The sequence below is a fragment of the Aeromonas intestinalis genome, assembly GCF_054052485.1.
In genome coordinates this window covers 1-6,688 of the sequence record NZ_JBSTYK010000031.1, presented here as the reverse complement: position 1 = coordinate 6,688, position 6,688 = coordinate 1, and the positions used below count along the sequence as shown (strand labels likewise).

Annotated in this window: 9 protein-coding genes; 3 read left to right on the top strand and 6 right to left on the bottom strand. The window is 51.6% G+C overall.

What is annotated here, in order from left to right:
* The coding region (locus ACW5W7_RS21235) for a plasmid recombination protein (RefSeq protein ID WP_456502997.1) at window positions 1-992 on the top strand (992 nt) is incomplete at its 5' end.
* A 198-nt stretch (window positions 993-1,190) separates the two neighbouring features.
* On the opposite strand, the gene ACW5W7_RS21230 is transcribed toward ACW5W7_RS21235, so the two are convergent.
* The 4 genes from ACW5W7_RS21230 to parA all read right to left on the bottom strand — a co-directional run bounded on the left by ACW5W7_RS21230 (window position 1,191) and on the right by parA (window position 3,435).
* Complete coding sequence (locus ACW5W7_RS21230) at window positions 1,191-1,430, bottom strand: hypothetical protein (RefSeq protein ID WP_015056833.1); 240 nt, start codon at window positions 1,428-1,430, stop codon at window positions 1,191-1,193.
* A 108-nt stretch (window positions 1,431-1,538) separates the two neighbouring features.
* Window positions 1,539-1,745 carry a hypothetical protein gene (locus ACW5W7_RS21225; RefSeq protein ID WP_059296384.1) on the bottom strand — a complete coding sequence of 69 codons (207 nt, stop codon included), beginning with the start codon at window positions 1,743-1,745 and terminating at the stop codon, window positions 1,539-1,541.
* 842 nt (window positions 1,746-2,587) lie between these two features.
* Window positions 2,588-2,734 carry a plasmid partition protein ParG gene (locus ACW5W7_RS21220; RefSeq protein WP_456502998.1) on the bottom strand — a complete coding sequence of 49 codons (147 nt, stop codon included), beginning with the start codon at window positions 2,732-2,734 and terminating at the stop codon, window positions 2,588-2,590.
* A 71-nt stretch (window positions 2,735-2,805) separates the two neighbouring features.
* The gene (gene parA / locus ACW5W7_RS21215; RefSeq protein WP_456502996.1) at window positions 2,806-3,435 is read right to left on the bottom strand and encodes a ParA family partition ATPase; all 630 of its coding nucleotides are present in this window, start codon (window positions 3,433-3,435) and stop codon (window positions 2,806-2,808) included.
* A 191-nt stretch (window positions 3,436-3,626) separates the two neighbouring features.
* Here parA and ACW5W7_RS21210 point away from each other — a divergent pair, with 191 nt between their 5' ends.
* Complete coding sequence (locus ACW5W7_RS21210) at window positions 3,627-3,977, top strand: helix-turn-helix transcriptional regulator (RefSeq protein ID WP_456502995.1); 351 nt, start codon at window positions 3,627-3,629, stop codon at window positions 3,975-3,977.
* Window positions 3,978-4,218: 241 nt separating this feature from the next.
* On the opposite strand, the gene ACW5W7_RS21205 is transcribed toward ACW5W7_RS21210, so the two are convergent.
* Window positions 4,219-4,710: a hypothetical protein gene (locus tag ACW5W7_RS21205; RefSeq protein ID WP_456502994.1), complete on the bottom strand. Its 492-nt coding sequence runs from the start codon at window positions 4,708-4,710 to the stop codon at window positions 4,219-4,221.
* Between the two features lie 4 nt (window positions 4,711-4,714).
* Window positions 4,715-5,233, bottom strand: coding sequence for a hypothetical protein (locus ACW5W7_RS21200; RefSeq protein ID WP_456502993.1), 519 nt, complete (start codon window positions 5,231-5,233; stop codon window positions 4,715-4,717).
* Window positions 5,234-5,942: 709 nt separating this feature from the next.
* Here ACW5W7_RS21200 and ACW5W7_RS21195 point away from each other — a divergent pair.
* Window positions 5,943-6,155 carry a hypothetical protein gene (locus tag ACW5W7_RS21195; protein WP_456502992.1) on the top strand — a complete coding sequence of 71 codons (213 nt, stop codon included), beginning with the start codon at window positions 5,943-5,945 and terminating at the stop codon, window positions 6,153-6,155.
* The last annotated feature ends 533 nt before the right edge of the window (window positions 6,156-6,688 follow it).

Below are 6,688 nucleotides of genomic sequence, written 5' to 3'. Positions count from 1 at the left end.
TGAAGTTCACGTTCGCCGTAGCCAAGATGAGCAAAGCCGACATTGGCAGGGCTCAGGGACACAACCTCCGCCTCCACGAAACCAGCAGCCAACTTCCCAGACGGGCATGGTTTACAGAGAGCCCGATGCACACCAAGGTCGAATGGGATCAGGGTAAACTCGATGCAGCCTCGGCACTGGCCAAGCGCAAAGATGCCGTAGTGGCGATCGAGTTCATCATCCAGGTCGGCAACCAAACCGACTGGCGAGAAGACCCCACACCAGAGTGCCCTGAAGGGCCGCCTATCGAGCGCGATCTGGCACAGTTCTTTGCGCCGTTCGGGGAGCAGGTAAAGGCATGGGCCGATCAGGAGTTCGGCCCCGAGAACGTGGTATCGATCCAGCTGCATATGGACGAGAGCACCCCGCACTTCCATGTCATTGCCACCCCGATCAAAGACGGCAAGCTGCAGGCAAAAGCTTGGTTGGATGGCGGCCGGAAGCTGGCTGGGATCCGGCGCCGATGCCACGCCACGATCAACGAAAAGATCCCCTGCGTGTACACCCCAAAAGGTCTGGGGGGAAACCCGCACCGGCCAGACCTGCGCGCCGGCACCGCCCCAGTCCCTACCCTGATCGACAAGATGAGCGGCCACGCCAAAGCCCAGAAGCTGGAGCGGGAGAACGCCGCGCTGCAGGAGGAGAATGCCCAGCTCAAGCAGCTCCTGTTTAGCCGCCAGAAGGGCCGCTATAGCGCGGACAACGTGGAGCAGGCCCAGCAGGCTACCGCAGAGGCACAGAAGGCACAGAGCGAGCTTCAGAAGGCGCAGGGGGAAGTTAAGCGGCTCACCATGGCACTCGATAGCGCCCAGAGCGTGATAGGCCGACAAGGGGCAGAGATCGACAAGCTCAAGGGCTATAACCGAACGCTTTCGGAGCAGAACAACGAACTGGAGGAGAAACTGCTGGATCTCCAGCCAAAGCGGAGCCGCGGTAAGGGGATGGGCCTATGAAGGTATGGCAGGTTGTAGGGCTACTGGCCGCAGTGCTGGCAGTGAAGGGGGCAAGCAGCTCCTCAAGTGGCTGGTTCATGATGCTGCTTGGCCTGCATGACGTGTTCAGCTGGGCCGCCCCAGCATGGTGGGAAGGGGCGATATGCATGGGGGCGCTAGCCCTCCTGCTGCGCTGGGCAAAAGTCTGATATATCGGACCTAGCGGCTGCTCAGGTCTATCTCGATGCGGCGAAAACCAATGCCGTGGGCCGTGTTGGCTGCCGCATCGATGGAGGAGAACACCCGCCAGCCTCCGCGCTGCCGTTCCACTACTTCGGTGCCCGCCTTGCCAAAGCGCACCAAGTGGAGGTGGAACCCAGAGCCCATGGGAGTGGGCACGATCATCGCCTTGGAGAATCCCCCCATGTCGAACACCGTCTTGGCCTCTTTCTCCTGCATTATCAAATCTCCAATATGAAGCATCAAATAGACAATTCGATGTTACCCCTTCGGGAGCCGAAAGCAATCAATTCGGCAATTTGAATAATCGAATTTTAAAAATGATTTTCAATGCGGTTCAAGGCCCAAGGCAATCAGGCGTTCGCGCCACTCTGCGGCGTCCAAATCGAAGTTAAGCAGCCCCCCTTCAACGCTGATCCGCCCCCCAAAATCGAGCAACTGCATCTCCGTCAGATCGCACAGGCGCTGACCGCCTGCGTCCAGTAGCCAGATGCAATCCCCATCGACCTCAATCCCGTGCTTGTCGAACCTCATACGAACCTCCGGCCAAAGCCAAACCTAACCCGCTTCCGTGGAGAACTGCTGCCGCCCACAAGCCGAACCAATGGCATGTGGACGGACTGGCGCAGTTACCCACCTCGCCAAGATCATCGCTCTTTTTTTTGTTTGAAAGACAGGGCGTAAGACACCGGCTCCCCTATCTTTCGCTGCGCTTCAAGATAGGCTCGCCCTCCTGCTTGGCTACGTTAAAAATGACGTAGTTACGCTGGATAGCTCGCCTTGCTCAGGACTATCGAGGCTGCTTGCGGCAGCTCCCCCTCACGCGCTCCTGAGACACACCTCGCCACGCTGTACCTGCTTAAGTCCCCACCTGTGGGCCGGACTGCCGCGCCGTTTTTATCGAGCTGGCCGTGGTTGGTTCCCCGTTACGCTCGGTGCTGGTACCCCATGGTTGCGAGCCATGGGAGGCTATGGTGCGCGTCGCACGCTGGGCAGTATGTGAGGTTTCCCCGTTCTGCCCGACCAACCACACCCACACACGGCAACAAACTCATGCTTCCAATCCGTGCGGATACGACAAAACGCCAAAGGTGGTGGCCTTTGGTAACGGGCATTTGAGCAGGAAAACTTGATTGATAGGCGCGGAGGGCGCTAAACTGGAATCTGTATTAGGGTATCTGCTTCCTGCTCGAAGCCGTTACCTGGTACAAAGAGCGCCAACTCTGAGTACCATCGAAAAACCGCCCGCCAAGGCGGTTTTTTCGTTTCTGGTCGAAAGCATACGCGCTAGATCGAGATCAGCGCAAGAGGTGCGATTTGATCATACGCAAAAACAACACCTGATTTTTCAGATGGTTGTTAACTGATCTCGAAACTTACCCTAACCCCTCAACAAACTCAGTCAAAACCTCTTTTATCGACTTACCTTGTGATGCGGCGTAGGTTTTCAACCGCGTATGCAGCGCCTCAGGCAAGTCGAAATTGACCCTCTTAATCTTACTTTCTCCAGATATATCACCCATCGTCACAGCCCGCTTTTCAGAGCTGGGACGACCAGCCTTTAGCATACTCATTAACTCATACCCTCATTAACTCATTTGAGTAAACCTAACACTTCACTAGCCAAGGCTTGTATTTCTTGGGCCGCACGGCCGCTTGGTTCAACATCAAGAACTGTTGTTCCGGCAGCAGCAGAGCTCGGATAGATAACGCTCTGGGTAATTCCAGACTCAAGAACAGGTAGACCGTACCCCTCTAGAGCGCCTCTGATTTCCGCTCCAATCTTGGTGTTCTTAATGGCCCGACTAACAACGAACGCAGCCTTGAGACGGCCATCTGTCATCTCTATCCGTTGCTTTACTAATTCGACCAAATCGGATGTAGCCCAAATGTCATACGGCGACGGCTGTACCGGGATCAGCACTAGATCACTAGCTTTGATCGCAGATATCGCCAAGTCGGCCGCCTGTGGAGCACCATCGATCACAATCAAGTCTTTGTGAGACACAGTCTTTATATCGCGCTCGATTGTTGGTCTATCAATACCAACAACCGGTACAGGCTGATCATCCCGCACTGCAGCCCAGTCACGAGCACTGCCCTGCGGGTCACTATCTATCAAGAGCACATCATGCCCAGCCAATTGGAAAGCACGGACTAGGTGAGTAGCTATCGTGGTTTTTCCGCTCCCACCCTTTTGGTTAAGCACTGATATAACAACCATCCTCCCTCCTCCTTCAATAAAAACTCAAAAACTCAAATGATGTTTAATCAGCAGCATACCAGAGGATAAAAAATACGCGAAAAAAAACCGCTTTACTTCGAAAAAAACACGGGGTAACTTGACCAACTATGGTGTGCTATGAGCTGCAATGAGCTACTAAGCAAACCTATAAAGCCCTAAATGGTACTGTAATGACAAATCATTTAAGAGAGCTGCATCCATCTAAAACACAACATGATGAGATCTATATGAAGCTTATTGATGGTAACGAAGTCGCTACTTTGCTGGGGATTAGCAAATCCACCTTATTCCGTTGGTGTGACATCTCTGAAGCCTCGGAAGATGCAAATTCAGTAGCCGCCGTACTCGCACAAATCCAGTCTGAGACAGTAACCACCAAGAGTCCACGCTCCATGCATAAATGGGCAATGGGCGCTCGTGACGAAACCCCCAAGGACTTCCCCCGCCCCTTTAAAATCGGCCGAGCCTACAAATGGAGCGATGAAGAAATCATGCAGTGGCTGGAGAAAAAAAGAGTTTAAAGCGCAAAGCATGGCGCCAAACAACCCCCACTCACAGCCGCGAGTGATAACTATAGTTGACACACACACACACCCTAACCGACAATAAAGGTGTCAACACATACCGGAACTTCCAAAAGAAGGGTGTTGATGTCGGAGAAACTAATATAGGTTCTCCCCTAGCCTGAGAGCGGGATACCCAAAGACCAGACCGACAATTGAACAGAAAAAAACAAAAGGTGCCTATGGGCGCCTTTTGTTTTTATAGCCTGTTGATACCCGCCGCTCGCTGAGAAAGTACAAACTCGAATGGCAGATTTTTCCCCCTTGGTACTTCCCCCCACTGATCCAACGTATACGCACTCACTACGTGCAACCGCAAAAATCCATCTGAGCCTGAAGGTTTCCTGATTTCCATCAAAATGAAATCATCGTGCAAATTCAGATGGTAATACCTTTGCCCACTAGTACCAGCAATGAATGCGGTTACATAATCACCATAAACAGCCCCTAGTATGCGTTCTGTTAAAGTTTTGCTTCCTTCATATCTGTTTTGGCAGAAGTAACGCCGCTCCATCTTATGCCTTATTGGTTTCCCGTTACCCTTTTCATCAGTAAAGACATGAAAACCAAACGTAATTTCTATCGAAAGCATCCCTGACTTAGTAACCACCTGATGCACAGATGGCCTTAAGTGGCTCATGTCATAATGAACACCAAAGCTCTCAACATCCCCCCACACTATACCTGCCATACTCTCACTCCCATGAGGCACCAACCTCAATAACTCGGGCAGCTAAGGCGTGGTATCTCTGATCCTTACCCCTCTTCCCTTCACTGTAAATTTTCTTGATTACCACCAGAGGGTGAACGATCAACACATATTGATATTCACCAGATGCTCCGCTCTTGCATGAGATGAATCCCAACTCTTGCAACTTCTTCATCCTTCCAGACCAAGTGGTAACAGCCCTTTGCCCAGAAAAACCGGACTCATAAGCAAGCGAATCCTTGTCCCTGATCTCTATAAAACCTTCATCGGAAACCCTGCACCACAAGGCCGTATAGACCTGAGATAGTGGCGAACCACTACCTGACAACTCGTCCAATATCCTAGAGACATGCGGCAATGTCCTCGGGATAGTTGCATAGCCGTCATTCTGATGACGAGTCCAAATTGGGATCTCCTCTAACTCATCCCCCCACAACTCCTCAACTAAAGCCTTTCGTCTTTCCGCTTGGCTTTTCCGGCCAACCTTCTTAGCTTTCTCTGACATCATCACCTCCGATTCCCTACACACTCAGATTAAATCAAAAATACCTTTAAAAACAATGAGTTATGCGTTGAGTTTCATTTTTCGACATTACTAAATGGCAGATGCCAACGACTCCAGAAGACATCAAAAAAAGAATAAAAACAAACGAGATGTAAAATATGAAACACGAAACTCACGCAAGTATATGTTTTAAATTGATTTTTAATTTTTTTGCGGTGCTCCCTGTGCTCCGATGTGCTCGGTGTGCTCGGTGTGCTCCATGTGCTCCATGGGGGTGCAGGGGGGTTAGGGCGTAAAAAACCAAGATCAAAACTTGGATCTTTAACGCAGATCAGAGGTGCGCATAACGCCTTTTATGTTCAATTGAAGTTTTCGCATGCGAAAACTTGCCGCCCAACCAGAAGATCCCCCAAACAGCCAAAAAGGCGCAGTGTTGCAGCCCAACACTGCGTCTTTTGGTGCTGAAAATTAGTAACGGTTTGGGCGGGATTTTTACAAGCCAGAGTAGCGGATCCGGTTTCATCCGATAACCGCCAAGAGCAGGGGGTTTCTCGTAGTTTTCGTTGGTACCTGAACAATTGACAAAAGGTGGGGCCAGTGGCCCCACTCACAAAATCAAAAAAGAGCCACTTGAAAATCAGTGCTGTCGCCCAGAGCTTATCTGAACGAACCTTAATCCTTAAGGCTCGATGACCAAGGGAAGGATTTCATGGGTATCAGCGATCACGAGTACGTTAACTTCAGCGAAGACTACGAGTTGAACTATCACCTGAAAAAGGTGAGTAAGGCTCAAACAGAGAAAAACAGAACCACGTTGCGCACGATGGGCAAAGAGCTGAAAACAATGCTCAACAAGGAACGAGTTACTCACACCGAGTTTCATTCCTACATTCTGAAAAACCTCAGTCGCTTGGATTCCTAATGGTCTCTTAGACTCAAAATTTCGCATGCGAAACTCTGTGGGGCCAGTGGCCCCACTTTCATGTGGATCATGGGTCGATTCGATTGGATTCCTTAAGCATGAGCGCCACAGCAACGATGACCGCAGCCACCCCCAAGTTATGCTCCATGCTGTTCCCTCCGATCAGGAGCAGCACTGCCAACACCCAGTCCCTCATACAAGCACCTCTTTACCTCTGCAGTTCGATGCCTGCATGGTGGCATCACGACATGCTCGACCTGTAATGACGCTTTTCGCTAAAACCTCCCGAACAGGGGAGGCTAGCGCAGTCTGCCTCCTCCAGATCGGGAGGCGGCAAGCGTAGCGCGGCAGGTCTTTTTCGCCCCGCCGGGCTCCTACTTTGCGCAGCAAAGTGTAAGGAGTACACTTTGAACTCCAAAGCTACCACCCTCGGAGCCCCCGATGAAGTTCACGTTCGCCGTAGCCAAGATGAGCAAAGCCGACATTGGCAGGGCTCAGGGACACAACCTCCGCCTCCACGAAACCAGCAGCCA